The sequence below is a fragment of the Streptomyces sp. NPDC004647 genome (assembly GCF_040609575.1).
Taxonomy (GTDB): Bacteria; Actinomycetota; Actinomycetes; order Streptomycetales; family Streptomycetaceae; genus Streptomyces.
Window position 1 is genome coordinate 22,795 of record NZ_JBEXKU010000053.1, and the last position, 23,531, is coordinate 46,325.

Sequence of the window (23,531 nt, forward strand, 5' to 3'; positions counted from 1 at the left end):
GCCTAGGCAGGCCCGGCGTTGGAGGCACAGATGGCCGCGGCGTCCTCGAGCAGCCTGCGGAGGTGCAGGGCGTCCGGGGCGACCGCCGTGGCCAGGACGGCGGGTCCGGCGAGCGGGGTGAGGACCGCCGCGCCTCCGGCCGGGTCGCCGCCCAGGACGTGTGTCTGCGCGTCCTGACCGTCCAACGCCGGGTCCACGACGAGGATTTGGCCGACAGCGCGGTGGTGGGCGAGCACCGCCGGGCCGTCCCAGCCGGGCGCCCCGGGGCCGTACGCCGTCTCCTGGTCGAGGAGCAGCCGGTCGCCGATCCGTACGGTGAGACGGGTGGTGAGGCGTCCGGTCTCCTCGCCGGTGCGGCCGAGGACCTGTTCCTCGCGCAGGACGAGCCGCGCGGTGGCAGCGAGCCGTACGGCGGTCGTCAGGCGCAGGTCACTGCCCTGGGCGGAGATCAACGGCTCGGGGAGCCAGCGCAGTTCGGCCCCGTCTCCGGCGCTCAGCCGCACCTCGTACGCCGCCGGTTCCGCCGTCCGCCCGGGGAGGGCGACGGTCGCCGCGGCCGCTGTCACGTGCAGCGTGGCTCCCGGTTCCGCGGTGGCCTCGAGCGTGAGCCGGTCGCCGCCCAGCGGCGCGCTCATCGCGCCGATCACACACACGCGGGCCTCGGCTCCCTGCGCGCGGATGCGCCGCAGGGCGAGCGGGCCGTCGCCGTCGAGGACGGGCAGCGCGGTGCCGCCACGCCCGTCGGGGGCAGCGGCGATCCGGGCGGTGGCCCTTACGGCGGTGCTGCTCACACCGGGTCCGCGGTCCAGGCGGTGAACCGGGCGCGCACCCAGTCGGCGACGGGCTTGACGCCGTCCTCGGTGGACAGGGAGGTGAAGGCGACGGGCAGGGCGCCGCGCTGGGCCTCGGCGTCGCGGGCCATGCGCTCCAGGTCCGAGCCGACATACGGCGCGAGGTCGGTCTTGTTGATGACGAGGAGATCGGCGGTGGTGACACCGGGGCCGCCCTTGCGGGGGATGTCGTCGCCGCCCGCGACGTCGATGACGAAGACCTGTGCGTCGACAAGGCCCTTGGAGAAGGTGGCGGTGAGGTTGTCACCGCCGGACTCGACCAGGACCAGGTCCAGCGGGCCGACGGCGTCCTCGAGATCCTCGACCGCCTCGAGATTGGCGGAGATGTCGTCGCGGATCGCAGTGTGCGGGCACGCTCCCGTCTCGACGGCGGTGATGCGCTCCGCCGGCAGGACGGCGTTGCGCAGTAGGAATTCAGCGTCCTCGCGGGTGTAGATGTCGTTGGTGACCACGGCGATGGAGATTTCGTCGCGGAGCGTCCGGCACAAGGCGGCGACCGTCGCGGTCTTGCCGGAACCCACCGGACCGCCGAGGCCGATGCGCAGGGCGCGGCGGGTGCCGTCGGGGCGCCGTGGGGCCGCGGCGCCGGCGGTGTGCCGCTGGGGGAAGGTCTCTGGGTGGTCGAGGTGCATCACAGCTCCGGTGGTTGGACTCACGAGGCGAACAGACGTACGGACCAGGCCGCGTGCTGCTCGGCGGCGATGTCGAGCAGCGGGGCCGAGGCGGCGGGCAGGGCGTCGACGCCTTCCCGGAGTGCGCGGTCCGCGGCCTCCGCCGCCTGCCGGGCCACCTCGTCGAGCGCCGGCGCGAGCCGGGCGAGGACGGCGGTGGCCTCGAAGGGGTCGAGGCCGAGGAGGCGTACGGCCGCGGTGGAGGGTCCGCTGACGGATTCGTACGCGGCGGTGTGCGCGGCGTCGAGCGGCGTCAGCCCGGCTGCGCGGGCGAGGAGCCCGAGGACGACGGGCTGGTGCGCACCGCGCGGCCTGGCGGCGGCGAGCGCGTCGAGCTCCGGCGACGGCCAGACGGCGCGGGCCGCACGCATCATCTGCCGGCCGAGGCGGCGTGCGGTGCCGCGGAGTGCGGGCACGGACGTCCGGGCGTCGGCGGCCTCGTCCAGCTCGAGCGGGTCGACCCCGGCGGCGGCCGCCGCCGCCAGTGCCGCGGCGGTGAGCCCGGCGGTGTGCAGCCTGCCCCGGCAGAAGTCGCCGAGGGTGACCGCATCCCGGATACGGCCCGCCTCGACGGCGGCCTCCGCTCCCCCTGAGTGAGCGTGTCCACCTGCGGGGAAGCGGCCATCGGCGAGCACGAGCAGCGCGGCGCGGGCGGCGGGCGGGCTCACGTCGTCCACGGAGGGTCCCGGTCGGCGCGCGGACACTCCGCCCGGGGCCGGGGCACCGGCGGAGCCCTGCTCGGTGCCGTCCGGGGCGCACTGGCACGGCTCGGGCGGGTCGGCGCCGATGCCGTACACGGACGAGACCTTCGCGGCGGTGTCCACCGCATCACCGGCCGCGGCACGCCCGGCGTGGCGCCCGGCACTGCCCACCGGCTCGCTCACATCCACAGCACCCGCGGCCGGGGCACTCGCAAGGTCCGGCTGCCTCACGCCCGGCCGCCCGATGTCCTGCCGTCCGAGGTCCGGCTGCCCGACGTCCGAGCCGCCCGGCGTCATGTGCCCCGCGCCGACGGCCGGGTGGCGCGCCGAGGGGAACTCCCCCCGGGCTTCCCGCCGGGCGTCTGCCGAGGTGCTCATCGTGCCGACCCGCCCGTCAGAAGAGGAAGTACCGCTGGGCCATGGGCAGTTCCGCGGCCGGGGACGGATCGACCGGAGTGCCGTCGATGGTGACCGTGAAGGTGTCGGGGTCGACCACGACGTGCGGACGGGCGTCGTTCTCCCGCATGTCGGCCTTGCCGACACTGCGCGTGCTGCGGATCGCTGTGAACCGCTTGCCGAGCCCCAGCCGCTCCGGAAGGTCGTCCTCGATCGCGGCGGGGGCGACGAAGTTCAGGGAGTTCGCCGCCGGGGCACGGCCCACTGCGCCGAACATCGGGCGGGGCATGACCGGCTGCGGCGTCGGGATGGACGCGTTGGCGTCCCCCATCTGCGCGTAGGCGATCTGTCCGCCCTTGATGACCAGTTGCGGCTTGACGCCGAAGAACGCCGGGTCCCACAGCACGAGGTCGGCGAGCTTTCCGCTCTCCACCGAGCCGATTTCGTCGTCCAGCCCCTGGGCGACGGCCGGGTTGATGGTGTATTTGGCGACATATCGACGGGCTCGGTGGTTGTCCGCGCGCCCGTCGCCGGGCAGCGCCCCGCGCCGCTGCTTCATGACGTGCGCGGTCTGCCAGGTACGCAGCACGACCTCCCCGACCCGGCCCATGGCCTGCGAGTCGGAGGAGATGATCGAGATGGCGCCGAGGTCGTGCAGCACGTCCTCAGCGGCGATCGTGCTGGGCCGGATACGGGACTCGGCGAAGGCGAGGTCCTCGGGCACGGCGGGGTTGAGATGGTGACAGACCATCAGCATGTCGAGGTGTTCCTCGACGGTGTTGACGGTGTGCGGCCGGGTGGGATTCGTCGAGCTGGGCAGCACGTTGGGCTCGGAGACCACGGTGATGATGTCGGGAGCGTGCCCGCCACCCGCGCCCTCGGTGTGGTAGGCGTGGATCGACCGGCCCGCGATCGCGGCGAGCGTGTCACCGATGAAACCGGCCTCGTTGAGCGTGTCGGTGTGGACCGCGAGCTGGACGCCGGTCTCCTCGCACACGCCCAGACAGGCGTCGATGACGGCGGGGGTCGCCCCCCAGTCCTCATGGATCTTGAAGCCCAGCGCTCCGCCGCGGAGCTGGCTGTGCATCGCCTCACGGGAGGTGGTGTTGCCCTTCCCGAGCAGCCCGATGTTGACCGGATACGCCTCCAGTGCCTCGAACATCCGGGCGAGGTGCCACGGTCCGGGGGTGATGGTGGTCGCCTTCGTGCCCTCGGCGGGGCCGGTGCCGCCGCCGACGAGCGTGGTGATGCCGGCGGAGAGCGCCTCGTCGGCGATCTGCGGACAGATGAAGTGGACGTGGGCGTCGATCGCACCGGCCGTGAGGATCTTGCCGTTCCCGGCGATGACCTCGGTCTCCGGCCCGATGACGAGATCCGGATGGATGTTGTCCATGGTGTCCGGGTTGCCGGCCTTGCCGATGCCGGTGATCCGGCCGTCCCGGATACCGAGGTCGGCCTTGACGACACCCCAGTGGTCGACGATGACGGCGCCGGTGACGACGGTGTCGGGGGCACCCTCGGCGCGGGTCGTACGGGCCTGGCCCATGGACTCGCGGATCACCTTGCCGCCACCGAACACCGCTTCGTCTCCCGCGGATCCGGGGCCGCCGGCCAGGTCCTGCTCGATCTCGACGAGGAGGCCGGTGTCGGCGAGCCGGATGCGGTCGCCGGCGGTGGGGCCGAAGAGGTCGGCGTACGCGGCGCGGGACAGTTCAGCCATCGAGGGAACCTCCGGTCTCGCCGCGCAGTCCGTGAACGACCCGCCGGCCGGCGATCGGCACCAGTTCGACCTCGACGGGGATGCCGGGCTCGAAGCGGACGGCGGTTCCGGCGGCGATGCCCAGCCGCAGTCCGCGAGCAGCCGCACGGTCGAAGTCGAGACCGGGGTTGGCCTCGGCGAAGTGGTAGTGCGAGCCGACCTGAACGGGCCGGTCAGCGGTGTTGAGGACGGTGATACGGGTGACGGGGCGGCCGGAGTTGAGCGGCACCGGCCCCACCCCGTACAGCACCTCTCCGGGAATCATGCGCGGCACTCCCCCGTCAGGCGATCGGCTCATGAACGGTGACGAGCTTCGTGCCGTCCGGGAAGGTCGCCTCGACCTGCACGTCGTGGATCATCTCGGGGATGCCGTCCATGACGTCGTCGCGGGTGAGCACCTTGCGGCCGGAGGACATCAGCTCGGCGACGGTCCGGCCGTCGCGGGCGCCTTCCAGGATGTGCGAGGTGATGAGCGCGATCGCTTCGGGGTGGTTGAGCCGCACCCCGCGCGCCCTGCGCTTCTCGGCCACGTCCGCGGCCACGTGGATGAGCAGTCGTTCCTGCTCGTGCGGGGTCAGTTGCACGCTTCCCACCTCACAGTCGTCGGCTCTTCCACCCTCGGGCGAAGGAGCCCGGGGCCGGACCGGGACGCGGCGCCGACGCGTTACGGAAGAAGATGTAACACACCTCCGCACCGGCGGACCTGGCTCCGACCTGCGGCTCGGCCGTGTCACGCCCCGGTGGGCGCAGGTTAGTTCTGTGGAGTTTCGGGGGCGTTAACTCGCACGATTCCCGGTCAGAGGCACCACGCCGCACAGGCTGTAGCTCTCCACGCGCTCCACCCATGCCGGGCGCCCGGCATTTCGGTGGCTGCCGGGCCGGGGCCCGGTGCCCGAAGCGTCGGCCGGCGTGGCGTGTGACGACCGGTGTGGCGTGTGACGAGCCGAGCCCCCACCCGGCCGGCTGAGGAGGGACCGGAGCGGATCACCCGGGCGGCCGTAGCCATCCGCCGCAGCGGACCGCTCGTGCACGGCCTTCCACCGGTCGGGCTCCGGGCCTACCGGCCCCGCCGACCGCCGCCGTCCGAGCCGCGGTGCTCCGCGGCGATGCCGAAGCGGCGCCGTTCGCCTTCAGCGGATGCGCCGGGCCGGACCAACGAGACCGTCGAGATGACCTGCTCCTCCGGGGCCGCATCCAGTTGCTCGAGTCGCTCCAGGTCAGCAGCGGAGACCAGGGCCACGAGCGGCTTTCCGTGGCGCGTCACGACAACCCGCTCACCGCCGTACACCACGCGGTTGATCAGATCCGCCAGCTCGGCTCGGGCTTGCGTCACCGGAATCTCGTAGGCCATGCTCCCCAGCCTAACGGGCGTCCGCGGGCGTCCAGGGATTCCGGGGCAAGCCCAATCAGTCCAGGTCAGAGGCTCGGAGATCCGAACTGTCCGGCCAGGATGTGACGCGTGTGGGAAACGGACGACAAGGCCCCGGCTCCCCTCAGTGGGAGGCCCGGGGTCTCTCCATGTGCCGGGACATCTGCCGTCTGCGCGGCGGCAACGTGTGACCGGGCCTCCGTCGAGCGACGCGTCCCGATGACCTTCATCGGCCTGCCAGGAGCAGACCGGGGGTGCGATTCGTCCCGACATGCGCAAGCGGTTACGTCATCTCGGGAGTCACCGTGGCATGTGGAGCGCAAGGGCACTCCGCCCACCCTCTCGGCGCACCACGGAGGGACACCGCCAGTCACCTTGTCCGGTCTGCTGCCGCAATTTGGCATCTCTCCGGCTGGACCGCAGTCAACGAACCGCGGCCAACGCAGGCTCCGGCGCGGGCAGTTCCTGGGAACGGCGGCGAGCCGGACGTCGCGGGCGGCGCGGACACACGAACGCCAACGTCACCCAGCGGGCCTGCGCCCGGCCAAGCGTTGAAGATCCGCGCATCACCGCGGATGCACCGGAGCCGCCGTTCGCGCTGTGAGAAATCGCGAGGCCTGAGCCTCACGAATCGGCCCAAAAGTGCCTCTGATCTGTTGACCCTCTCGATTGATCTGTTGACCCCTCTCGATCGGCAGGGCAGCATCCCCACCGAACAGGATGTACGTCCTGTACATTTTTTACCGGAGGCCTCCCTCATCGGAGTGCAGACGAGAGGCGCAGTGATGGACCGACCGACAGTCCGCTATCTCCTGCCGGAGTTCACGGAGCGCACCAGCTCCGGGACCCGCACGATGGACCCGTACTCCAAGCTCCTCGAGGAACGCATCGTCTTTCTCGGCACCCGGATCGACGACACCTCGGCAAACGACGTGATGGCGCAGTTCATGCATCTCGAGCACGCCGCTCCGGACCGGGACATCTCGCTCTACATCAACTCCCCCGGCGGCTCGACGACCGCGATGACGGCGATCTACGACACGATGCAGTTCGTCACCTGCGACATCGAGACGATCTGCCTCGGCCAGGCCGCCTCGTCCGCCGCGGTGCTCCTCGCCGCGGGCGCCCCGGGCAAGCGGCTGATGCTGCCGGGCTCCCGGGTGCTCATCCACCAGCCCTCCTTCTCGGAGCCGATCCAGGGGCAGACGTCGGATCTGGACATCCAGGCCAAGGAACTGCTGCGCATGCGCGACGTGCTGGAGGAGATGCTCGCCCGGCACACCGGCCAGGCCCCCGTACGGATCGGCGCCGACATCGAGCGCGACAAGATCTTCCAGGCCGAGGAGGCGGTCGCGTACGGGCTCGCGGACAGGATCGTGCAGAGCCGCAAGCAGGCGAGTTCGCTGTTCGGCGCGGGGTGATTCACCGTGCTGCCGCCCGAACTTCCCCCGCTGCCCGCACTCACCCGAGCCGAGAGCGACCTGGTGGACCGATACCTGGAGGTGCTCGACCTGCTGGGGCGGATCAATCCGGCCCGGACCTCCGACACCTACGGGGGCTTCCGCGCAGCCCAGGCCTTGGTGAGCAGGGCCGCGGCGCTCCGGGACGCGCTGGCGCTCATGCACGAGCGCGGCGAGAGCCAGGTACATGCCGCCACCCTGGCGCGAGCGTTGCGGGTGCTCGACGGTGAGCGGCGGGGCGCGCGGGTCACCGTCCCGCCCGAGCCGTCGGGTTGATGAAGCGTCACCTCGTCCGGCGGCCGGTGCAGCCGAACGGACTCCCTCGATAGATGGACCGGGGAGCAGGCGGCAAGGGTTGATCGACTTGCGCGGAGATCGCATCGGTGCTGCGCGGGGTAGGGGCATCCGCCGCTGGTGGGGGCGCTTGCATGATGTCGGACAAACCGATCACAGCATGTACTTCTAACCCTAATGACGCATATGTGATGAACATCACATAGTGCGCGTTATGCACGGAATCTGCCATGGGCGTGGGGACTATCCGTGGACGACAAGCCCCCGCCACCTCGGCGGGGCGGTCCGGGCGGACGCCGAATCCTGCCGCCGCGCCGGATGTCTGGTCGACACGGAGTGCTTTCGGCAGGAGTGGAGGACCCGATCAGTTCGGGGCCGACCGGGAACTCCGGTCGCCCCTCGGGGTGAAGCCGCTGCGGCGGCCGGGCATCTTCGCCAGCCCGAACCCGACAGGCCATCCCTCACAGGCGGCTGACGAAGGGTCGCACATGGCTGCGAATGGACACGTCCCGTCTCTGTTCTGTCGGGCCGGCACCGCTTCGGCGCTCACTCTGGCCGCTTTCGGTGGGAGCCTGCTGGCTCCTGGTGCCGCGACGGAAGCCCTGGCGGCGCCGCCGCCCCCAGGGCATGAATCATCCCAATTCACCTCGGCGCCACCGGATTTCGACGCTTTCGGCGAGCAGGTGCTGTCGCCTGACACCCAGCCGATGGGAGGGCCGGTCCTGGAACCCGGCCACCGGGACCCAACGCCTGACGTTCTGTCACCGGAGAACGAGAGCCCGGCCCCTGGCAACCCACCACCGGCAACCGGTCCCGATTCGTCCGGTCCCCAGAGACTCCCGGTCCTGGAGCCGTCGCCCGGCACCGGGCCGCCCCGGGCCGAGCCGTCGAAGCCGGATGCCGAACCGCCGCAGGCCAGGCCGCCGAAACAGCGCCCCGCAGCCCCCAAGGACAAGGACGAGGCCGAGGGCAAGGGCAGGGTGACGACGCCGAGCTCCCGCCCGTCCAAGGGCAAGCCGGCGAAGCGCCCCCCAGCTCCCAAGTCGCCCAAGTCTCCCAAGGGAGCGACTGCGGCGGCGACCGGGAGCACGGCTCTCCGGGTGGCCGCCTCGAAGGAGGGGTCCCCGTACCAGATGGGTGCCGAAGGCCCGAACCGGTTCGACTGCTCAGGGCTCACCCAGTACTCCTTCAAGCGCGCGGGCAAGCAACTGCCGCGCACGGCGGCCGCGCAGTACAACAACACCCGGCACATCCCCGCTTCCCAGCGTCAGCCCGGCGACCTGGTCTTCTTCGGCTCGGGCGGCGGCTACATCCACCACGTCGGCATCTACGCCGGCAATGACATGATCTGGCACTCCCCCAAACCCGGTGCGGTGGTGCGCCTGGAGAAGCTCTGGACCAGCAACGTCACTTACGGCCGGGTGAGTTGAGCCGGGAAGAGACTCCGACTGTCCGTCGCCGCGGCTAGGTTGAGTGCGATCAGGGATCACCTACCGCAGCCGCGAGGAGTCGCATGCCCTTCCCGAACCCGGTCCGGCACATCACCTTCGACGCTCGTGATCCCTACGCCCAGGCCCAGTTCTGGTCGGCGCTCACGGGCTGGCTGCTGGAGGACTCCGATCCGGGCGACGACGCGGTGCTGCTCGAGTCGGGGCAGTCCGGAGTGCCCGGCCTGCTGTTCCTTCGGGTTCCCGAGGACAAGACCGTGAAGAACCGGATCCATCTCGACATCCAGCCGCCGACCGACACCCGGGACGCCGAAGTCGGGCGGCTGGCCGGGCTCGGCGCCGAGGTCGTGGCCGACCACCGTACGGACGACGGCCTCGGCTGGGTGGTCATGGCCGACCCGGAGGGCAACGAGTTCTGTGTCGAGCGCAGCGCCGCCGAGCGGGGTCTCACGGCCTGAGCCGCGGCCCGGCAGTGGCGGCGCGGTGACCCGCGGACCGGTTGCGCGGCGGCTTCGGCCGTACGAGAGCGGTGCCCCTGACGCGGGGACAGAAAGCTGTCAGGAGCAGTCGGCCACCTTCCACGGCAGGGCGATCCAGACGGTTTTCCCGCCCTCCGCAGTGGGCGTGACGGAGAGTCTGCCGCCGGACTCGGCGGTCAGCCAGCGGATGATGACCATGCCGCGGCCGTTGTCCTGCTGCACCGCCGCGGGCAGCCGCTGCGGTCGGCGCGGGTGGCTGTCGGTGACCCCGATGCGCAGCTGCTCGTCCCGGTCGAGCTGGAGGTCCACCGTGAACGTGGGCGACTGGCCGAAGGTGTGCAGGACGGCATTCGTGGCCAGCTCGGAGACGATGAGCAGTACGGCATCGGCTCTCTCCGCACCTGCCGGAAGGCCCCATTCTGCAAGGACGTCCGAGACGTATCTTCGGGCGGTGGTGACCGAGGCCGGGGCGCTCAGCAGGGTGACGGATGCTTCCTGGTGGTCTGCCATGGCGGCGGTGTCCCTTTCCCGCCGAGGCCGTGCCCCGAGACGCTGTGGAGTGAGGTCGGAGTCGGCTTCGGACAGCGTTGGGCGCCAGAGTGCCACTCGCGCTGTCCGGACCGGGGACGATCCACCGAGATGCGCAGGAATCGTCGCTCGAAGCGGTGAACTCTGCCACGGAAAAGCGTATTTGACCGGTTCGTTGCGGTGAACGACGAGCGGGCAGTGCGCGGCCGGAGCGTTCGTCGCCCGCGGGCGAGGCGTCAGGCAGCAGTGGGGGCGGTCGCGACGATCACGCCCACTGCTTCGGCGATCTGCTGGTCCGTCAGGTCAGCACGTGCCGTCAGGCGCAGCCGTGAGATGCCGTCGGGTACGGACGGCGGGCGGAAGCAGCCCACCACCAGTCCGGCGGCGCGGCAGTCGGCGGCCCAGCGCAGTGCCGCCTCCGGGGCAGGGGCCCGTACGGAGACCACGGAGGCGTCCGGCCGGACTGCGGCGAGCCCCGCCGCCGTCAGCTGTCGGTGGAGCGCGGCGGCGACCGTACGGGCGCGCGCCGCGCGCTCCGGTTCCCGGGCCAGCAGCCGCAGGCTCGCGAGGGCCGCGCCCACCGCGGCCGGGGCCAGCCCGGTGTCGAAGATGAACGTCCGGGCGGTGTTCACCAGGTGCTCGATCACCCGGGCCGGGCCGAGAACGGCTCCGCCCTGGCTGCCGAGCGACTTGGACAGGGTCACGGTGGCGACCGTGCCGGCGGATCCCGCGAGTCCGGCCGCGTGCAGGGCGCCGCGTCCGCCGTCGCCGAGGACACCCAGGCCGTGCGCGTCGTCGACGAGCAGGCCCGCACCGTACGCCCGGCAGGCGGCGGCGAGTCCCGGCAGCGGGGCGGCGTCGCCGTCGACGGAGAACACCGAGTCGGTGACGGCGAGCGCCCGGCCGTCGTGGCCGTCCAGTGATTTGCGGACGGCCTCCGGGTCCCTGTGCGGCACCACGGCCGTCTCGGCGCGGGAGAGCCGGCAGCCGTCGATGAGCGAGGCGTGGTTGCCCGCGTCGGAGACGACGAGTGTGCCGCGGTCGCTCAGCGCAGTGACGGCGGCGAGGTTGGCGGCGTAGCCGGAGGACAGCACCAGAGCCGCCTCGAAACCGCAGAAGCGGGCGAGCTCTGTCTCGAGCTCGGCGTGCAGCTCGGTGCTGCCGGTGACCAGTCGGGAGCCCGTGGCGCCCGCGCCCCAGCGGCGCGCCGCCTCGGCCGCGGCGCCGGTGACCTCCGGGTGCCGGGACAGACCCAGGTAGTCGTTGCTCGCCAGGTCGAGGAGCGGGGAGTCGGCGGGGCGCGGCCGCAGCTTGCGTACGAGCCCTGCGCGGCGGCGCGTCCGCGCCTGCTCGTCGATCCAGTCGAACGGGTCGTGGGGCATCGGCCGTCCTTGCGTCTGTCGGGTCTGCCCAAACCGTAGCGGCGGGGCGCCACGGTCAGGGTGTGGCAATACACACACCTCGATCGGGCTCTGTTGTGCGATCTCTCCTTGGCCGAGGACGGTGCCGTAGGCGAGGATCTGGGCCATGGACCTGCTGAAGACGCTGGTGGACAAGGGGCTGCGACGCGAGCTGCCCACCCGGGAAGAGGCTCTCGCCGTGCTGGCCACCCAGGACGACGAACTGCTGGATGTGGTGGCAGCGGCCGGCAAGGTGCGCCGCCAGTGGTTCGGGCGCCGGGTGAAGCTCAACTATCTGGTCAATCTGAAGTCCGGGCTGTGCCCCGAGGACTGCTCGTACTGCTCCCAGCGGCTGGGTTCCAAGGCCGAGATCCTCAAGTACACCTGGCTGAAGCCCGACGAGGCCGCCGCGGCGGCGGGCGCGGGAGTCGCCGGGGGCGCCAAGCGCGTCTGCCTGGTGGCCAGCGGGCGCGGACCGACCGACCGGGACGTGGACCGGGTCTCGCAGACGATCGAGGCCATCAAGGAGCAGAACGAGGGCGTCGAGGTGTGCGCGTGCCTCGGGCTGCTCGCGGACGGACAGGCCGAGCGGCTGCGTGCGGCGGGCGCGGACGCGTACAACCACAACCTGAACACCTCCGAGGAGACGTACGGGGACATCTGCACCACGCACGACTACTCCGACCGGGTGTCGACCGTGCGGCAGGCGCAGGTCGCGGGACTGTCGGCGTGCTCCGGACTGATCGCGGGCATGGGCGAGTCGGACGAGGACCTGGTGGACGTGGTCTACGCGCTGCGCGACCTGGACCCCGACTCGGTGCCGGTCAACTTCCTCATCCCCTTCGAGGGGACTCCGCTGGGGAAGGAGTGGAACCTCACCCCCCAGCGGGCGCTGCGCATCCTGGCGATGGTGCGGTTCGTCTGCCCGGACGTGGAGGTACGTCTGGCGGGCGGGCGCGAGGTGCATCTGCGGTCGCTCCAGCCGCTCGCCCTGCACCTGGCCAACTCGATCTTCCTCGGTGACTACCTGACCAGCGAGGGCCAGGAGGGCAAGGCCGACCTGGACATGATCGCCGACGCGGGCTTCGAGGTGGAGGGCGCCGGCACCACGACGCTGCCCGAACACCGCGCGGAGGCCCTGGCCGCGGCGGGAGCGGGCTGCGGCTCGCACGGCGGGGGCGGCTGCGCGCCGTGCGGCGACGGCGGCACGGCCGAGGCCCCGGGCGTCACCGAGACCACGGGCATCCCCGAGGCGCCGGCCGTGCCCGCGGCGGCACCGGCGGGCGACGCCCGTAGGGACCTGGTCGCGGTCCGCCGCCGCGGCGCGGGCACCGACCTCGCGCCCAATGCGTAAGCCGCTGACCACCGGCGAGCTGCTGGCCCTGGACCGGCAGCACGTCTGGCATCCGTACGGTCCGATGCCCGGCCGGCAGGAGCCGCTCGTAGTGGAGTCCGCAGCCGGGGTCCGGCTGCGGCTCGCCGAGCCGGCCGAAGGGCATGCCGAGCTCATCGACGGAATGTCCTCGTGGTGGTCCGCGATCCACGGCTACAACCACCCGGTGCTCAACGAGGCCGCCCGCTCCCAGCTGGAGCGGATGAGCCATGTGATGTTCGGCGGGCTCACCCACGAGCCCGCGGTACGGCTTGCCGCCCGGCTGGTGGAGATCACCCCGGAGCCGCTGCGGCACGTCTTCCTGGCCGACTCCGGTTCGGTGTCGGTCGAGGTCGCGGTGAAGATGTGCCTGCAGTACTGGCGGTCGGTGGGCAAACCGGCCAAGCAGCGGCTGCTCACCTGGCGCGGTGGCTACCACGGTGATACCTGGCAGCCGATGTCGGTGTGCGACCCGGATGGCGGCATGCACCACCTGTGGTCGGGCGTGCTGCCGCGGCAGATCTTCGCGGACGCCCCGCCTGCCGGCTTCGACGCCGAGCGGGACGAGGCGTACGAGGCGCAGCTGCGGGAGCTGGTCGCGCGCCACGCCGACGAGCTGGCTGCCGTGATCGTCGAGCCGGTGGTGCAGGGCGCGGGCGGTATGCGCTTCCACTCCCCCGGCTGCCTGCGGCTGCTGCGCGAGATCTGCGACGAGTACGGCGTGCTGCTGGTGCTGGATGAGATCGCCACCGGATTCGGGCGTACGGGCGCACTGTTCGCGGCCGGACACGCGGGGATCTCCCCCGATGTGATGTGTGTCGGCAAGGCCCTGACCGGCGGCTATCTGACGATGGCGGCCACCTTGTGCACATCGACGGTGGCCGAGGGCATCAGCGGCGGCGAGGTCCCGGTGCTCGCCCACGGTCCGACGTTCATGGCCAATCCGCTCGCCGCTGCGGTCGCGGAGGCCTCGATCGGCCTGCTGCTCTCGTACGACTGGGCGCAGGAGGTGAAGCGGATCGAGGCCGGGCTGCGGGCAGGACTGGCCGAGGCGAAAGGTCTGCCGGGGGTCCGGGACGTACGGGTGCTGGGAGCGATCGGCGTCGTACAGCTCGACCACGAGGTGGACATGGCGGCGGCGAGCCGGGCGACGGTGCGCGAAGGGGTGTGGCTGCGCCCGTTCCGCGACCTCATCTACACCATGCCGCCGTACATCACGGGTGACGACGACCTGGCAAGGATCTGCGCGGCGGTGTGCGCGGCCGCGTCGGCGGGCTGAGCGCCCGGCCGTGACCGGGCCGGGCCCCCGGCCGGGTCGGGCTCCCGCACGGTCGTCGGTGTGATCGCGGTTTGTGCCGGTGGGCACAGGAATCGAGAGAGGTAGGGGAGTCATGGCGGTCATCGTCGTCACGGGCACGGGCACGGAGATCGGAAAAACCGTGGCCACCGCAGCGATGGCCGCCGCCGCTCTGCGCGAGGGGCGGTCGGTGGCCGTGCTGAAGCCCGCGCAGACGGGTGTGAACGCGGACGAGCCGGGCGATGCGGCTGAGGTGGCTCGCCTCGCCGGACCCGTAACGGCGGTCGAACTCGCCCGCTTCCCCGAGCCGTTGGCCCCCGCGACCGCCGCCCGGAGGGCCGGTCTCGCCCCGGTGAAGCCGCAGGATGTGGCCGAGGCGGCCGGGAAACTGGCTGCCGAACACGACCTGGTGCTGGTCGAGGGGGCGGGCGGGCTGCTCGTCCGCTTCGACGACGACGGCGGCACGCTGGCGGACGCGGCGGGGCTGCTGGGCGCGCCGGTGCTGATCGTCGCACCGGCCGGGTTGGGCACGCTCAACTCGACGGCACTGACGGCGGAGGCGTTGCGGGGCCGCGGACTGGAGTGCGCGGGGGTGGTCGTGGGCAGCTGGCCGTACGATCCGGACCTCGCGGCGCGCTGCAACCTCGCCGACCTGCCGGAGGCGGCGGGCGCGCCGCTGCTCGGTGCGATTCCGCAGGGCGCGGGGTCGCTGAGGCCCGCGGACTTCCGTGCGGGGGCGGGGAGTTGGCTCGTGCCCGCGCTGGGCGGCAGCTGGGACCCGGATGCCTTCGCGGCGCGGATGCGGTCCGGCCATCGGCCGGGCGGCGGAGGCACGGCCGTACGCTGACGCCCGCGCGCACGCGCGCCTGGAACAGGGCCTCATGTATCGCCGTCAGTGCGGGTCAGCGCCGCTGCGGGGGGTCCGAGGGCTCGTCCGACGGCTGCGGCGGGGAGAGATCCGTCGGCTGGTCCGATACCGAGCCACACGCGTTCGTACGGCCTGCCTACCCGCCGGTGAGCGCAACCGGTCGAACACCGGCTGCCATCCCGACACCGAGGTCGACGCGATCGAGCGGGCTGCCGTCCCGGCACCGGGCCTCGGCACGATCAGGGCCGGCCGGACTGCCGCCGACTGTGCAGGAGGCCGTCCGGGGCTTCGCGGTCCGGACCGCAACGAGTTCCGCGTCGTCGCGCTGAACCTGCTCGTCCGGTGGATTCGTCCGCGGGTGCAGCGCAAGTCGCCCGCGCGGGGGCACAATCGCCGTGAGCGCCGTCCGCCGGAGAAGGGACCCGCCATGCCTCTGCGCAGCCCCACGGTTCCGCGCGATCCCGTGCACCATCCGCTCTTCGCCCGCTTCTACGCCTGGATCAGCGTGCTCGCCGAGGACAAGGCCGGCGTCGCCGCCCACCGCGACGAGCTGCTCGACGGGCTCTCCGGGCGGGTGATCGAGATCGGGGCGGGTAACGGGCTGAACTTCGCGCACTACCCCGCCACCGTCTCCGAGGTGGTGGCGATCGAGCCGGAGCGGCATCTGCGGCAGCTGGCCGCCGCAGCCGCCCTGCGCTCCGAAGTGCCCGTCGATGTGGTGCCGGGCGCGGCGGAGGCACTTCCGGTGAAGAGCGAGGGGTTCGACGCGGTGGTCGTGTCCCTGGTGCTGTGCAGCGTCAGGGATCTGCCGCGGTCCCTCGGGGAGATCCACCGGGTGCTGCGACCGGGCGGCGAGCTGCGCTTCTACGAGCACGGGCGGGCGCAGGGCCGGGCGATGCCGCTGGTCCAGCAGGCGCTGGACCGCACCGTGTGGCCGCTGCTGTTCGGCGGCTGCCACACCGGGCGTGACACCCTGGCGGCGCTCCGGGCGGCGGGGTTCGAGGTCGGTACCTACCGCCGGCTGCGCGTCCCCGACCGGGGCCTGCCGCTGCCGTCGTCCGCGCATGTGCTGGGCGTGGCACGGCGGCCACCGGACCAGGACGGTCCGGAAACTCCCGGCTAAAGGCTCCAGGTGCGCAGCTCGTCGGCGATGGCGCCGACGTCCGCCGTGCCGTCCTTCACCAGCCGGGCGAGGTCGCGGACCTGCTCGGGCGAGGTCGCGATCTTCAATCCGCTGGCGACGAGATAGGCGTATGCGACCGCGGAGGCGAACATGGCGTTCGACCGCTCCAGCGCCGGTACGTGCAGCAGCAGTTGCAGCAGGGCGGCCGCGCGGTCCTGCGGGTCGGCGTAGACGGGCACGCCGAATATCTCTGCGTCGTGCCGGCCGACAGCGGCTACGAGTGCGCCCCAGTCGGAGACCTGGGGGTCACCCGGGGTGTTGTGTTCGGCGATCATCAGAAGCCAGGCGAGGTCGATGCGCAAGGTCAACGGGGTTTGCGCTCCTCGCCGAATTCCTCAGCGAACACATTCTGGTACTGCTTCATGAAGTCGGCGGCGGCTTCGACGAACGTATGGCCGACTTCGCCCGCGTCCTGGCGGACGAGCTCCTCGATGTAGCGGTTCATGCTCACCCCCCGCTGGAGGGCGCGCTGCCGCGCCGTCTCGGCGGTTGTCTCGTCCACGCGGACGTTCAACTGTGTTTTCGCCACGCCCCAAAGCTAGCGCCCTTCCGCTAGCCCCGGCAAGCGCGCCCCGGGCGTACAGTTCCTCCGCGGGTACGAGTCGGGAGGGCCGGGGACCGCCCCCCAGGGGGATGCCGGGCGCGTCGTCCGGGCTTGACCTCTGTCGCGTACGGACGGTACATCCCTGTTCGGGGAGCGGCCTTGCCCACACCTGCGGCACAGACGGCGGACGGCGCGGAGACCGCCGCGCGCGCCGCGGGCCCTGCAGGGGATGAAGGCTCTCGTGATCCCCTGGCCGACGGTCGTGGCGGTGTGATCGGCTCGATCGTGGTCGGCCTCGCGGCGGCACTGCCGCCCGCGCGCTGCGCGCCTCGCGGATGAATGTCCTGACCGCCATCGCGCACGAGTAGCCGCGCACCCTTGGTATCCCCCAGCGACCAACTCCGGCCTCCGGCCAGGCCGATGGGACCGGTTGCGCCCGCGCAGGGAGCGGATCCGGCATTCTCGCGCGTCACCGCGCTCCATCCCGTGGAGAAACGTCCGGCTGGTGCTCCGCAGGCCCGGTGGCGCCGGCCCCGCAGGGCGGAAAGCGGTCGCGGCCGCGGGCCGGGCGGTGATGGGATACCCCCATGAGTGATCTTCGGATACGGGCCGCGTCACCCGCGGACCTCGACGCCGCCCTCGCCTTCTGGGCGGAGGCCGCGGAGGGCACGAGCATCAGCGACGACCGGGACGGCGTGTCACGGCTCATCGCCCGCGACCCCGGTGCCCTGCTGCTCGCGGAGTACGGGGACGAGCTCACCGGCACCGTCATCGCAGGATTCGACGGCTGGCGCTGCCACCTGTACCGGCTGGCCGTACGCCCCGGCCGACGCCGTCAGGGCATTGCCACCGCGCTGCTCAAGGCGGCCGAGGACCGGTTCACCGCGCTGGGCGGACGGCGCGGGGACGCGATGGTGCTGGACCGCAACGAGCTCGCGCATCAGGCGTGGAGCGCGGCCGGCTACGCCCGTCAGCCTCAGTGGAGTCGCTGGGTCAAGCCGCTGGCGGCCTGACCCGTGGACCTCGGCGGCTCGCCTCCGCCGCCCGGCACCGCCCTTTTGCTGTTCCTTTACCATGGGTGGTCCGTCCGTACCGAAGTGAAAGGTGTGAGCGTCCGCCACATGGGCGAGCCTCCCAGTAGTCACCATCGAGCACACCGCGCACTCCCCACCTCCCTGCCGGATCATGGGACGGAGGTGAACCGATGACCGAAGTGCTCCTCCTGGCGCTCGCTCTGCTCCTGACGCTCGCCTGCGGCGTCTTCGTCGCGGCCGAGTTCTCGCTGACCACAGTCGAGCGCAGCGTGCTCGAACGGGCCGTGGCCGACGGCGAGCGGGGCGCGGACGGGGCCCTGAAGGCCGTACGGACCCTCACCTTCCAGCTCTCCGGCGCCCAGCTGGGCATCACCGTCACCGGTCTGGTCATCGGCATGCTCGCCGAGCCCTCCCTGGGCAAGCTCCTCTCCGGGCCGCTGGAAGCGGTCGGGCTGCCCGCCTCGGCGGCCTCCTCGACCGCCCTGATCCTGGGAACCGCCGTCTCGACGATCCTGCTGATGGTCGTCGGAGAGCTGGTCCCCAAGAACTGGGCGATCTCCCGGCCGCTGCGGGTCGCCAAGCAGGTGGCCGGCCCGCAGCGCGCGTTCAGCACGGCCTTCCGGCCGCTCATCGGGCACCTCAACAACACGGCGAACCGGCTGGTGCGGCGGATGGGGCTGGAACCCGCGGAGGAGCTGGCGTCCGCGCGCGGACCGCAGGAGCTGGTGGCTCTGGCCCGGCACTCCGCCAAGGAAGGCGCGCTGGAGGCCGATACCGCCGAGCTGTTCGTCCGCACCCTCAACCTCGCCGAACTGACCGCGGAGAACGTGATGACACCGCGCGTCCAGGTCGTCGCGCTCGACGTGCAGGCCACGGTGGAGGACATCGCCAACGCCACCCGGGCGACCGGGCTCTCGCGCTTCCCGGTCTACCGCGGCAGCCTCGACACGGTCATCGGCGTGGCCCACATCAAGGACGTCCTCGCCGTACCCGCCAACGAGCGACCGCGGCACCCGGTCTCCGAGATCCTGAGCGAGCCGGTGCTCGTACCGGAGTCACTCACCGTCGACCGGCTGCTGGACCGGCTGTCGGCCAAGCGCAGCATGGCCGTGGTCATCGACGAGTACGGCGGCACGGCCGGGGTGGTCACCCTGGAGGACATCATCGAGGAGGTCGTCGGCGAGGTCCGCGACGAGCACGACCCGCTGGAGGTGCCGGATCTGGCACCGGCGGGCAGGGACGAGGAGGGGCGCGAGGTGTACGACGCGGACGGCGCCGCGCGCACGGACCAGCTGGAGACCCTCGGGCTGCGCGCGCCCGAGGGCCCGTACGAGACCCTGGCCGGTCTGGTGGCGACCGAGCTCGGCCGGATACCGGCCGAGGGCGACCGTGTGGAGGTCGCCGGCTGGACGATCGTCGTGGTGGACGCCACGGGCCGGCGGGCGGCGCGGGTGCGGCTGCACGCGCCGCTGCCCGGGGCCGGCGGAATCCCGTCCGAGGGGGCCGGCCGATGAGCGCGTTCCTCCAGCTCTTCATCGGCCTGCTCACGCTGGTCGTCAACGCCTTCTTCGTGGGCGCCGAGTTCGCGATGATCTCGGTGCGCCGCAGCCAGGTGGAACCACTGGCCGAGCAGGGCAACCGGCGGGCCCGCAGCGTGATGTGGGGCCTGCAGCACGTCTCGGCGCTGATGGCGGCGGCGCAGCTGGGCATCACCCTGTGCACGCTGGTCCTCGGTGTGGTCGCCGAGCCGGCGATCGCGCATCTGCTGGAGCCGGTCTTCGATGCCGTCGGCGTGGCGCACGGTCTGGTCCACCCGATCTCGTTCGTCATCGCGCTCAGCGTGGCCACGTATCTGCACATGCTCTTCGGCGAGATGGTGCCGAAGAACGTCGCGCTCGCCGAACCGGTGCGCTCGGCTCTGGCCCTGGGCCCGCCGATGGTGGCGCTGACCCGGGGGCTGCGCCCGGTGATCTTCGCGGTCAACGCCTTCGCGAACGCGCTGCTGAAGCTGCTGCGGGTGGAGCCGAAGACCGCGGTGCCGGCGTCGTTCTCGGACGACGAGCTGGCCCGGATGGTTGCCGACTCCAGCGAGGCGGGGCTGCTCGACGACCGGGCCACCGAACGGCTGCGGGACGCCCTGGAGCTCGGGCGGCGGCCGGTGGGCAAGGTGGTGCTGCCGGTCGAGCAGGTCGTTGCGGCCCCGTCCGGTGTGACGCCCGAGGGGCTGGAGCGGCTGTCCGCGGAGTCCGGCTTCTCCCGCTTCCCCGTGGTCGACGAGGACGGCCGGATCCTCGGCTATCTGCACATCAAGGACGCGCTCGACGCGCGGCCCCGGGACGTGCCCTTCCCGCCGTCGGCGATGCGCCCGATAGCCCGGGTGAAGGTCTCCACGCCGCTGGACGATGTGCTCGCCGCCATGCGCAGCACGGGTACGCATCTCGCTGCGGTGATCGACCAGGACGGGAGGCTGGCCGGGCTGGTCACCATGGAGGACGTGCTGCGGGAGCTGGTCGGCCAGGCACTCTCCGGCTGACCGGCGCTCCGTGACACGGCCCAGTGGCGCCCAGGGGCACGGCCCGAGTCTCAGGGAAGGACCGCGGATGACGTCCCAGCTGGTGGTGGACGAGGTATCGGTGGGCTACCCCGGCCGCCCGGTGCTGGAGCGGGTGTCGCTGCGGGTGACCCCCGGCGAGCATGTGGGCGTCATCGGCGACAACGGCTCGGGGAAGTCCACACTGCTCCGGCTGATCGCGGGACGGCAACTGCCGGACGAGGGCACGGTGCGGGTGACGGCGGAGGGCGGCACCGGCTATCTGCCGCAGACCCTCGAACTGCCGGGCCGGTCGACCGTACGGGAGGCGATCGACGACGCACTGGCCGACCTGCGTGAGCTGGAGCGGCGGATGCGGGAGGCGGAGGCCGCCCTCGGCTCGGCGGATGAGCGGGAGGTGGCGGCCTACGGCGATCTGGTCGCGGCCTACGAGGCCCGTGACGGCTATCTCGCCGAGACCCGGCTGGAGACGGCGCTGCACGCGCTCGGGCTGCCGTATCTGGACCGTGAACGGCTGCTCGGCAGTCTGTCGGGCGGCGAGCAGTCCCGGCTCGCGCTGGCCTGCGTCCTCGCTTCGGCGCCGGAGCTTCTGCTTCTCGACGAGCCGACGAACCACCTGGACGACGAGGCGGTGGGCTGGCTGGAGGAGCGGCTGCGCGCTCACCGTGGCACGGTCGTCGCGGTCACCCACGACCGGGCGTTCCTCGACCGGATCGCCCACGCCGTGGTGGAGGTGGACGGGGACCGGCGGGCGGTGGAGCGCTACGGGGGCGGCTGGTCCGGCTATCTGCAGCAGAAGGCCGCCGCCCGGCACCGCTGGGAGCGCCGCTACCGGGAGTGGCGCGAGGAGATCGAGCGCCAGGAGGAACTGGCCTCGGCCGGAGCGGCCAGGCTGAGCAGCGGCTGGCGGATGAGCGAGCGGCCGTCGTGGACGAAGCACCAGCGGTCGGTCGAGGGACAGCTGTCCGGGCGGGTGCGGGCCGCCCGGGAACGGCTGAACCGGCTGCGCGCGGAGCCGGTGCCGCGGCCGCCCGGCCCGCTGCACTTCACGGTGGCCATCGGGGGCGGAAGGGACCCGGCGGACGCCGAGGCGGACGAGCCTGCGGCCGAGTTGGTGGGCGTGGCGGTCGGTGAGCGGCTGTCCGTGGAACGGCTGGCTCTCGCGCCCGGTGAGCGGCTGCTGTTGATGGGGCCGAACGGCGCGGGCAAGACCACGCTGCTGCGGGTGCTCTCCGGGGAGCTCCGCCCCGACCGGGGCCGGACCCGGCTGCCGGAGCGGATCGGCCGTCTGCCGCAGGAGGTGCCCGCCATCGCGTCGCGGCGCCCGCTGCTGGCCGCCTTCGCCGCGGGGCTGCCGGGTGTGCCGGAGGATCACGCGGAGACGCTGGCGGATCTGGGGCTGTTCCGGGAGGAGGACTTCGGGGTGCCGGTGAACGGCCTGTCGGTGGGGCAGCGGCGGCGGCTGACGCTGGCTCGGCTGCTGACCCGGCCGGTGGAGATGCTGCTGCTCGACGAGCCGACGAACCATCTGTCGCTGGGGCTGGTGGAGGAGCTGGAGCAGGCGCTGGCGGGGTACGCGGGCACGCTGGTGGTGGTGTCGCACGACCGGCGGCTGCGGTCGCGGTTCACCGGGACCCGGCGGCAGATGTCCGGGGGGCGGCTGCTGCCGGCGGACCCGTAGGCCGCTGCGGCGGAACGGTGGACGCTGCTCACGGACCCGTAAGCCGCTGCCGCGGAACGGTGGACGCTGCTCACGGACCCGTAAGCCGCTGCCGCGGAACGGTGGACGCTGCTCACGGACCCGTAAGCCGCTGCCGCGGGCCGGCGGATGCTGCCCGCCGACCCGAAGGCCGCTGCCGCGGAACAGTGGATGCTGCCCGCCGACCCGAAGACGGTGTTCGAGGAGGCCGGGCCCGGGCCGGGATCAGCCCAGCTCGAACCAGACCGCCTTGCCCCGCGAGGTGTGGTCGACACCCCAGTCGTCGGACATCAGATGGACCAGCGTGAGGCCGCGGCCGTTCTCGTCGTCCAGTGCGGCGGAGCGCATCAGGGGCAGTCGCCTGCTGCAGTCCTCGACCCTGCACCGCAGGGTGTGCCGGTGCTCGACGGTGAGGTGGAGCGGTCCGTCGGCGTGGATCAGGGCATTGCCGACGAGTTCGCTGACGAGCAGCTCCGCAGTGTGGGTGTGGTGCTGGAGGTTCCACTCAGCGAGTACGGCGCGGACCTGGACGCGTGCACGGCGGCAGGCGGCGGGGCTGCACGGCAGCTGCCAGGGGCCCGCGGTACGTCCGGTCTGCCGGGGCACGCCGCCGAGGACGGGCCCCACCGGTATGTGGGGGAGAGCGGCCTCCGGACGCCCGGGGGGATGCGCGTGGTGCATGAGGTTCTCCACTACGGCCATGGAACCGCCGGCACCGAGGGGCGCCGGCCGGCGATGACTGCTGCTGCGGGTGGTCCTTCTGCTCTGCTCCCTTGTCAGGAAAAGATCACTCACACGGCGTACTACCGGGTAAACACTAATTTGGCTTTACCGGGAAGTAAAGTGGTGTACATGATCATTCGCCCCAGCGATGAGGACATGCTCACTGCCGCCTGCGCGGTATTCGCCGACTCCGGGTTCCACGCCGCCACGATGGAGGAGATCGCCGCCCGCGCCGGAACGACCAAGCCCACGCTCTACGCCCATTTCGGCAGTAAGGAGGACCTCTATCGGGCATGCGGCGAACGGGCCGCCGCAACGCTGGGCCGCCGGCTTTTCCAGGCCTATGCGGCGGCCGCGGAGCTGCCACTGGAGCGTCAGGTCAGGGCGGGCATGCTCACGCTTTTCGGTTATGCCGCGGGCCATTCTGCGGCATTCCGGCTGCTCTTCGGCGCCGACCCGGTGGGGACGGTCGCGGCCGCCCGGGAGCGGCTGATGACGGCCGCCACCACGGAGATCGCCGAGCGCATCCGCGATTTCACCGAGCGCCACGGCCGCGGGCGCTGGGGAGTGAGCGCCGAACTGTGCGCCTCCCTCATCACCGGCCTGACCGTCGAAGGTGCCCGCCACGCGCTGTCCGCCGAATCCCTGGACACCGGATCGGCCGCGGAATTCGCCACCTTGTTCACCGTGGCCGCACTCCGCCACATCGATCCCGCCATCGCGGAGGAAATCGACGGGGCCGGGCCGCCCGATCTCCCTTAAAGGCGACACGGACCCGAATTGGCATATGCGGCACAGCAATTGCGCACCCGCGCAATGTGCGGCCCGACGGTCCCGGCAGCTTCGTCGTCCGGGACCGTCGGGCCACACCCTCTCCCGGCAACCCTGTAGGCGCGATGCGACG

24 protein-coding genes, 2 pseudogenes and 1 riboswitch are annotated in these 23,531 nt (G+C 72.2%); of the genes and pseudogenes, 14 read left to right on the forward strand and 12 right to left on the reverse strand.

Annotated features, from left to right (window positions below; genetic code table 11):
* Positions 1-2 precede the first annotated feature (2 nt).
* The 7 genes from ABZW18_RS22755 to ABZW18_RS22785 all read right to left on the reverse strand — a co-directional run bounded on the left by ABZW18_RS22755 (position 3) and on the right by ABZW18_RS22785 (position 5,729).
* Positions 3-791, reverse strand: a complete 789-nt coding sequence (locus tag ABZW18_RS22755; RefSeq protein WP_356190187.1) for an urease accessory protein UreD — start codon at positions 789-791, stop codon at positions 3-5.
* Complete coding sequence (ureG, locus tag ABZW18_RS22760) at positions 788-1,483, reverse strand: urease accessory protein UreG (protein ID WP_356190258.1); 696 nt, start codon at positions 1,481-1,483, stop codon at positions 788-790. Before ureG ends, ABZW18_RS22755 begins: the two co-directional genes overlap by 4 nt.
* A gap of 20 nt (positions 1,484-1,503) precedes the next feature.
* Positions 1,504-2,190, reverse strand: a complete 687-nt coding sequence (locus ABZW18_RS22765; protein ID WP_356190260.1) for an urease accessory UreF family protein — start codon at positions 2,188-2,190, stop codon at positions 1,504-1,506.
* A 427-nt stretch (positions 2,191-2,617) separates the two neighbouring features.
* Positions 2,618-4,339: an urease subunit alpha gene (locus ABZW18_RS22770; RefSeq protein WP_356190189.1), complete on the reverse strand. Its 1,722-nt coding sequence runs from the start codon at positions 4,337-4,339 to the stop codon at positions 2,618-2,620.
* Positions 4,332-4,643, reverse strand: a complete 312-nt coding sequence (locus ABZW18_RS22775) for an urease subunit beta (protein ID WP_356190192.1) — start codon at positions 4,641-4,643, stop codon at positions 4,332-4,334. The genes ABZW18_RS22770 and ABZW18_RS22775 overlap by 8 nt, the downstream gene beginning before the upstream one ends.
* Before the next feature lie 16 nt (positions 4,644-4,659).
* Positions 4,660-4,962, reverse strand: coding sequence for an urease subunit gamma (locus ABZW18_RS22780; protein ID WP_356190194.1), 303 nt, complete (start codon positions 4,960-4,962; stop codon positions 4,660-4,662).
* Between the two features lie 473 nt (positions 4,963-5,435).
* A complete protein-coding gene (locus tag ABZW18_RS22785; RefSeq protein ID WP_356190197.1) occupies positions 5,436-5,729 on the reverse strand; it encodes a type II toxin-antitoxin system Phd/YefM family antitoxin in 294 nt (97 codons plus the stop codon).
* Between the two features lie 803 nt (positions 5,730-6,532).
* On the opposite strand from ABZW18_RS22785, the gene ABZW18_RS22790 reads away from it, so the two are divergent.
* The 5 genes and pseudogenes from ABZW18_RS22790 to ABZW18_RS22810 all read left to right on the forward strand — a co-directional run bounded on the left by ABZW18_RS22790 (position 6,533) and on the right by ABZW18_RS22810 (position 9,407).
* Positions 6,533-7,168 carry an ATP-dependent Clp protease proteolytic subunit gene (locus ABZW18_RS22790; RefSeq protein ID WP_356190199.1) on the forward strand — a complete coding sequence of 212 codons (636 nt, stop codon included), beginning with the start codon at positions 6,533-6,535 and terminating at the stop codon, positions 7,166-7,168.
* 6 nt (positions 7,169-7,174) lie between these two features.
* A complete protein-coding gene (locus tag ABZW18_RS22795; protein WP_356190200.1) occupies positions 7,175-7,483 on the forward strand; it encodes a hypothetical protein in 309 nt (102 codons plus the stop codon).
* Positions 7,484-7,785: 302 nt separating this feature from the next.
* Positions 7,786-7,986, forward strand: a riboswitch (cyclic di-AMP (ydaO/yuaA leader).
* Between the two features lie 3 nt (positions 7,987-7,989).
* A pseudogene (locus ABZW18_RS22800) lies at positions 7,990-8,112 on the forward strand (NlpC/P60 family protein); the annotation flags it as partial.
* 471 nt (positions 8,113-8,583) lie between these two features.
* Positions 8,584-8,931: pseudogene (locus ABZW18_RS22805) on the forward strand (C40 family peptidase); the annotation flags it as partial.
* Positions 8,932-9,014: 83 nt separating this feature from the next.
* Positions 9,015-9,407 (forward strand): VOC family protein, encoded by a 393-nt coding sequence (locus ABZW18_RS22810; protein ID WP_356190203.1) that lies wholly within the window; start codon positions 9,015-9,017, stop codon positions 9,405-9,407.
* Positions 9,408-9,506: 99 nt separating this feature from the next.
* Here ABZW18_RS22810 and ABZW18_RS22815 read toward each other — a convergent pair whose 3' ends face one another.
* Both ABZW18_RS22815 and ABZW18_RS22820 read right to left on the reverse strand, forming a co-directional pair.
* Entirely contained in the window at positions 9,507-9,938 is a 432-nt protein-coding gene (locus tag ABZW18_RS22815; RefSeq protein WP_356190206.1) for an ATP-binding protein, read from the reverse strand.
* 254 nt (positions 9,939-10,192) lie between these two features.
* Positions 10,193-11,338: an 8-amino-7-oxononanoate synthase gene (locus tag ABZW18_RS22820; protein WP_356190208.1), complete on the reverse strand. Its 1,146-nt coding sequence runs from the start codon at positions 11,336-11,338 to the stop codon at positions 10,193-10,195.
* Between the two features lie 145 nt (positions 11,339-11,483).
* Here ABZW18_RS22820 and bioB point away from each other — a divergent pair, with 145 nt between their 5' ends.
* The 4 genes from bioB to ABZW18_RS22840 all read left to right on the forward strand — a co-directional run bounded on the left by bioB (position 11,484) and on the right by ABZW18_RS22840 (position 16,016).
* A complete protein-coding gene (gene bioB / locus ABZW18_RS22825) occupies positions 11,484-12,710 on the forward strand; it encodes a biotin synthase BioB (RefSeq protein ID WP_356190210.1) in 1,227 nt (408 codons plus the stop codon).
* Complete coding sequence (locus ABZW18_RS22830) at positions 12,703-14,007, forward strand: adenosylmethionine--8-amino-7-oxononanoate transaminase (RefSeq protein ID WP_356190212.1); 1,305 nt, start codon at positions 12,703-12,705, stop codon at positions 14,005-14,007. The genes bioB and ABZW18_RS22830 overlap by 8 nt, the downstream gene beginning before the upstream one ends.
* 112 nt (positions 14,008-14,119) lie before the next feature.
* Complete coding sequence (bioD, locus tag ABZW18_RS22835) at positions 14,120-14,872, forward strand: dethiobiotin synthase (protein WP_356190214.1); 753 nt, start codon at positions 14,120-14,122, stop codon at positions 14,870-14,872.
* Positions 14,873-15,320: 448 nt separating this feature from the next.
* Positions 15,321-16,016, forward strand: coding sequence for a methyltransferase domain-containing protein (locus tag ABZW18_RS22840; RefSeq protein ID WP_356190217.1), 696 nt, complete (start codon positions 15,321-15,323; stop codon positions 16,014-16,016).
* Here the strand turns inward: ABZW18_RS22840 and ABZW18_RS22845 are convergent.
* A complete protein-coding gene (locus tag ABZW18_RS22845; RefSeq protein ID WP_356190219.1) occupies positions 16,013-16,384 on the reverse strand; it encodes a fic family toxin-antitoxin system, toxin component in 372 nt (123 codons plus the stop codon). The two genes, ABZW18_RS22840 and ABZW18_RS22845, sit on opposite strands and share 4 nt — an antisense overlap.
* Entirely contained in the window at positions 16,381-16,605 is a 225-nt protein-coding gene (locus tag ABZW18_RS22850) for an antitoxin (RefSeq protein ID WP_356190222.1), read from the reverse strand. The genes ABZW18_RS22845 and ABZW18_RS22850 overlap by 4 nt, the downstream gene beginning before the upstream one ends.
* A gap of 602 nt (positions 16,606-17,207) precedes the next feature.
* Between ABZW18_RS22850 and ABZW18_RS22855 the strand changes: the two genes are divergently transcribed.
* From ABZW18_RS22855 to abc-f, 4 genes are all read left to right on the forward strand, one after another.
* Positions 17,208-17,633 (forward strand): GNAT family N-acetyltransferase, encoded by a 426-nt coding sequence (locus tag ABZW18_RS22855; protein WP_356190225.1) that lies wholly within the window; start codon positions 17,208-17,210, stop codon positions 17,631-17,633.
* Between the two features lie 191 nt (positions 17,634-17,824).
* Entirely contained in the window at positions 17,825-19,168 is a 1,344-nt protein-coding gene (locus tag ABZW18_RS22860) for a hemolysin family protein (protein ID WP_356190228.1), read from the forward strand.
* Positions 19,165-20,187 (forward strand): hemolysin family protein, encoded by a 1,023-nt coding sequence (locus ABZW18_RS22865; RefSeq protein ID WP_356190230.1) that lies wholly within the window; start codon positions 19,165-19,167, stop codon positions 20,185-20,187. Before ABZW18_RS22860 ends, ABZW18_RS22865 begins: the two co-directional genes overlap by 4 nt.
* Before the next feature lie 67 nt (positions 20,188-20,254).
* Positions 20,255-21,886, forward strand: coding sequence for a ribosomal protection-like ABC-F family protein (abc-f, locus tag ABZW18_RS22870; RefSeq protein ID WP_356190232.1), 1,632 nt, complete (start codon positions 20,255-20,257; stop codon positions 21,884-21,886).
* A gap of 243 nt (positions 21,887-22,129) precedes the next feature.
* Here the strand turns inward: abc-f and ABZW18_RS22875 are convergent, their stop codons facing one another.
* On the reverse strand, positions 22,130-22,585 hold the full coding sequence (locus ABZW18_RS22875; protein ID WP_356190234.1) for an ATP-binding protein: 456 nt from the start codon (positions 22,583-22,585) through the stop codon (positions 22,130-22,132).
* Between the two features lie 171 nt (positions 22,586-22,756).
* Between ABZW18_RS22875 and ABZW18_RS22880 the strand changes: the two genes are divergently transcribed.
* Entirely contained in the window at positions 22,757-23,389 is a 633-nt protein-coding gene (locus ABZW18_RS22880) for a TetR/AcrR family transcriptional regulator (RefSeq protein WP_356190236.1), read from the forward strand.
* Positions 23,390-23,531: the final 142 nt, after the last annotated feature.

Excerpts from the sequence above, each read along its gene's own strand:
- ureG (WP_356190258.1), bottom strand. The coding sequence starts at position 1,483 with ATGCACCTCGACCACCCAGAGACCTTCCCCCAGCGGCACACCGCCGGC.
- ABZW18_RS22770 (WP_356190189.1), bottom strand. The coding sequence starts at position 4,339 with ATGGCTGAACTGTCCCGCGCCGCGTACGCCGACCTCTTCGGCCCCACC.
- ABZW18_RS22775 (WP_356190192.1), bottom strand. The coding sequence starts at position 4,643 with ATGATTCCCGGAGAGGTGCTGTACGGGGTGGGGCCGGTGCCGCTCAAC.
- ABZW18_RS22785 (WP_356190197.1), bottom strand. The coding sequence starts at position 5,729 with ATGGCCTACGAGATTCCGGTGACGCAAGCCCGAGCCGAGCTGGCGGAT.
- ABZW18_RS22790 (WP_356190199.1), top strand. The coding sequence starts at position 6,533 with ATGGACCGACCGACAGTCCGCTATCTCCTGCCGGAGTTCACGGAGCGC.
- ABZW18_RS22810 (WP_356190203.1), top strand. The coding sequence starts at position 9,015 with ATGCCCTTCCCGAACCCGGTCCGGCACATCACCTTCGACGCTCGTGAT.
- ABZW18_RS22815 (WP_356190206.1), bottom strand. The coding sequence starts at position 9,938 with ATGGCAGACCACCAGGAAGCATCCGTCACCCTGCTGAGCGCCCCGGCC.
- ABZW18_RS22820 (WP_356190208.1), bottom strand. The coding sequence starts at position 11,338 with ATGCCCCACGACCCGTTCGACTGGATCGACGAGCAGGCGCGGACGCGC.
- bioB (WP_356190210.1), top strand. The coding sequence starts at position 11,484 with ATGGACCTGCTGAAGACGCTGGTGGACAAGGGGCTGCGACGCGAGCTG.
- ABZW18_RS22830 (WP_356190212.1), top strand. The coding sequence starts at position 12,703 with ATGCGTAAGCCGCTGACCACCGGCGAGCTGCTGGCCCTGGACCGGCAG.
- bioD (WP_356190214.1), top strand. The coding sequence starts at position 14,120 with ATGGCGGTCATCGTCGTCACGGGCACGGGCACGGAGATCGGAAAAACC.
- ABZW18_RS22840 (WP_356190217.1), top strand. The coding sequence starts at position 15,321 with ATGCCTCTGCGCAGCCCCACGGTTCCGCGCGATCCCGTGCACCATCCG.
- ABZW18_RS22855 (WP_356190225.1), top strand. The coding sequence starts at position 17,208 with ATGAGTGATCTTCGGATACGGGCCGCGTCACCCGCGGACCTCGACGCC.
- ABZW18_RS22860 (WP_356190228.1), top strand. The coding sequence starts at position 17,825 with ATGACCGAAGTGCTCCTCCTGGCGCTCGCTCTGCTCCTGACGCTCGCC.
- ABZW18_RS22865 (WP_356190230.1), top strand. The coding sequence starts at position 19,165 with ATGAGCGCGTTCCTCCAGCTCTTCATCGGCCTGCTCACGCTGGTCGTC.
- abc-f (WP_356190232.1), top strand. The coding sequence starts at position 20,255 with ATGACGTCCCAGCTGGTGGTGGACGAGGTATCGGTGGGCTACCCCGGC.
- ABZW18_RS22875 (WP_356190234.1), bottom strand. The coding sequence starts at position 22,585 with ATGCACCACGCGCATCCCCCCGGGCGTCCGGAGGCCGCTCTCCCCCAC.
- ABZW18_RS22880 (WP_356190236.1), top strand. The coding sequence starts at position 22,757 with ATGATCATTCGCCCCAGCGATGAGGACATGCTCACTGCCGCCTGCGCG.